The sequence below is a fragment of the Amycolatopsis sp. SID8362 genome, assembly GCF_010550475.1.
GTDB lineage: Bacteria > Actinomycetota > Actinomycetes > Mycobacteriales > Pseudonocardiaceae > Amycolatopsis > Amycolatopsis eburnea.
This window is the reverse complement of sequence record NZ_JAAGNB010001569.1, coordinates 1-2,992: the sequence shown is the minus strand read 5'-3', so window position 1 is coordinate 2,992 and position 2,992 is coordinate 1. Positions and strand designations below refer to the sequence as shown.

Annotated in this window: 3 protein-coding genes; 1 reads left to right on the top strand and 2 read right to left on the bottom strand. The window is 71.2% G+C overall.

What is annotated here, in order from left to right:
• The coding region (locus tag G3I65_RS48580; RefSeq protein ID WP_160702343.1) for a hypothetical protein at nucleotides 1-494 on the top strand (494 nt) is incomplete at its 5' end.
• Nucleotides 495-571: 77 nt separating this feature from the next.
• Here G3I65_RS48580 and G3I65_RS48575 read toward each other — a convergent pair.
• Complete coding sequence (locus G3I65_RS48575; RefSeq protein ID WP_163046884.1) at nucleotides 572-1,924, bottom strand: dicarboxylate/amino acid:cation symporter; 1,353 nt, start codon at nucleotides 1,922-1,924, stop codon at nucleotides 572-574.
• A gap of 100 nt (nucleotides 1,925-2,024) precedes the next feature.
• On the bottom strand, nucleotides 2,025-2,654 hold the full coding sequence (locus G3I65_RS48570) for a nucleoside triphosphate pyrophosphatase (protein ID WP_160702341.1): 630 nt from the start codon (nucleotides 2,652-2,654) through the stop codon (nucleotides 2,025-2,027).
• Between the last annotated feature and the right edge of the window lie 338 nt (nucleotides 2,655-2,992).

Here is a 2,992-nt window from a genome sequence, read left to right as displayed (position 1 = left end):
TGCTGACCGACACCTCGGGCGGGTCGGCGCGGCTGCGCGTCGGGCCCGAGCCGGGCACCGTGTTCGAGCTGGCGATCGCGCAGCTGGGCGTCCGGCTGGACCAGGACTCGCTGCGCTGCATCGACGGCGCGGCCCCGGCGTGCCTGGTCCGCGGCGACGTCGGCGACGGCACGGCCGCGTACGGCGAGCTGCTGGTCGGCAGCGGGGGAGTGTGGCGGGACCCGGGCAAGCCGTACTACGCGGACGCCGGGACGCTGTCGCTCTACGACGTCACCGCCGACGGCCGCGCGGACGTGATCGTGGTCCGCCACGACTGCCCGGGCGCGGCCTCCGGCACCCCGAAGTGCGAGGCGTCGCCGGTGCTGGCCGAGGTCTACGACCTGACGGGCAAGCCGGTCGGCTGCACCCGCCGCTACACCGCCCCCTCGGACCTGCGCGGCTGGCCGGACATCCGCCTCACCCGCGCCGACCTCCGCCCCTGCCCGTCCTCCTGATCCGAACGTGGAGCTTTCGCCGTGAAAGTGTTGCGGAGGCCGGTCCTCCACAACACTTTCACGGCGAAAGTGACGGGTTAGGCGGGGGCGGGTTCGGTGTGGCGGGCGGAAGTGCCGTCGTCGCTGTGGAGTGGGGTGTCGGTCGGGGCGTTCAGGACCTCGTCGTCGAGGAGGCCTTCGCCGCGCGCCACGATGACGGGAACGGTGATCTGGCCCGCCACGTTCGTCGCCGTCCGCATCATGTCCATGATCGGGTTGACCGAGTAGATCAGCGCCAGGCCGATCGCTACCTGCTTGGCGTCGAGGCCGATGAACGACGTCGTCAGCGTGAACGCCGTCAGCCAGCCGGTGGTGCCCGCCGTCGCCAGCGCGCCGACCACGGCGACCACGACGATGCCGACGTACTGCCAGAAGTTCAGCGACACCCCGGCCAGGTTGGCGACGAAGATCGCCGCGATCGCCGGGAAGACCGCCGCGCAGCCGTCCATCTTGGTCGCGCTGCCGAGCGGGGTCGCGAAGGCCGCGTACGCCGGCTGGACGCCGAGGTTGACCGCGGACTGGCGGGTCAGCGGCAGCGTCGCGGCCGAGGACTGCGACGCGAACGCGAACTGGATCGCCGTGCCCGCCTTGGCGAAGAACTTCAGCGGGCTGACCTTCGCCACGAACCGCAGCAGGATCGGGTAGACGACGAAGAGCACGACCAGGCAGCCGACGTACACCGCGAGCGTGGCGGAGAACAGCGGGCGGAACAGCGCGTCGCCGTAGTTGGAGACGGCCGCGCCGATCAGGCCGACGATGCCGATCGGGGCCAGCCGGACGATCCAGCCGAGGTAGCGCTGGATGATCTCGAAGACGCTGGTCGTGAAGTCCACGAACGGCTTGGCCTTGTCACCCAGGCTGTACGCGGCCGCGCCGATCACCAGCGCGAGGAAGAGCACCTGCAGCGTCTCGCCGTCGGCGAACGCTTTCACGAAGTTCTCCGGCAGCAGGCCGTTCACGAAGGCGCTCCACGAGCCCCAGTGGTCGACGCTGGCCGCGGCCTTGTCGGCGTTCTTGGCGGTCGCTTCGACGCCGCCGAGCCCGCCCGCGCCGGGGTTGAAGATCCGGCCGGCCGCGATCCCGATCAGCGACGCGATGAACGACGTGATCGCGAACCACAGCACCGTCTTGCCGCCCAGGCGCGCGGCGGTGCGGCCGCCGCCGAGCCCGCGGAGGCTGTTGATGCCGACGACGATGGCCGTGAAGACCAGCGGGATCACCGCGATCTGCAGCAGCGTGGTGAAGATGGTGCCGATCTGGTCGAGGAGATCGGTCAGCCAGCCGGCCTCGGTCTGCCGTGCGACGACGCCCAGCGCGGCGCCGACCACGAGCGAGCCGAGAACCGCGGCCGCGAACACCCGCGGCTTGGTGTAGGTCCGTACGAAAGACACGGGGCGACTCCGGTGCTCGAAAATTTCCTGTCTTGCCTCGTGAAGAGAACGTTAGGCAAGAGGGCACTCTTCCGGATCACCCGTTCGTGTGGCGCCTTTCTCAGGATGCGGGACGCGACCAGAGGTCCACGACACTCACCCCGACCTCGGCGAGCAGCCGGCGCGTCAGCGGCAGGCTGATGCCGATGACGCTCGTGTGGCCGCCGGTGAGCCCGTCGACGAACCAGCCGCCCAGGCCGTCGATCGTGAAGCCGCCTGCCACGTGCAGCGGTTCGCCGGACGCGACGTAGGCGTCGATCTCCTCGGGCGTCGGCGTGCCGAACCGGACGGTGGTCGACTCCCAGCCGCTGGTCTCCTTCGCGCGGGTGCCGCCGTCGAGCCGGACGACCGCGTGGCCGGTGAGGAGTTCACCGGATGTTCCGGCCATCGCGGCCCACCGCTGCCGCGCGGTGTCCGGATCGGCCGGTTTGCCGACCATCTGCCCGCCGATGTTCAGCATCGAGTCGCAGGCGACGATGACGGCGTCCGGGTGGACCGCGGCGACCTTGTCGACGACGGCTTCGGCCTTGGCCGCGGCGAGGGCGGCGACGAGCTCGGCCGGCGCGGGATCGGTCAGCGCGGCGGCGACGGCGTCTTCGTCGACGCCGGAGACGAACACGGCCGGGTCGAGGCCCGCGGAACGCAGGAGGGCGAGGCGGGCGGGGGACTGGGAGGCGAGGACGAACTGCACCCCCGGAACGTACCCGGACGGCCGTCGTGACCGAATTGTGACCGGCGCCACTTCCGGGGCGAGTTATTTTGTTGTGGCTCGCAACATATGGATCCGGTGCGGGAGGTGCCCATGACCGTGCGCGTGACGGAGTCGACACCGGCGCGACCCCCGTGGTGGGCGAAACGGCGCTCGCCGAGACGGCCTGCGCCGAAACTGACCCCGCGCTGACGACTTCTCCGACCACCGCTCCCGCGGTCCGGTCGAGCCCCCGGCACCCGACACCGGGGGCTCGACCGGTTTTCAGGCCGCGGCGGCTTCGGGCGCCGGCGCCGGAGATTCCCAGCGCGGCTTGACCC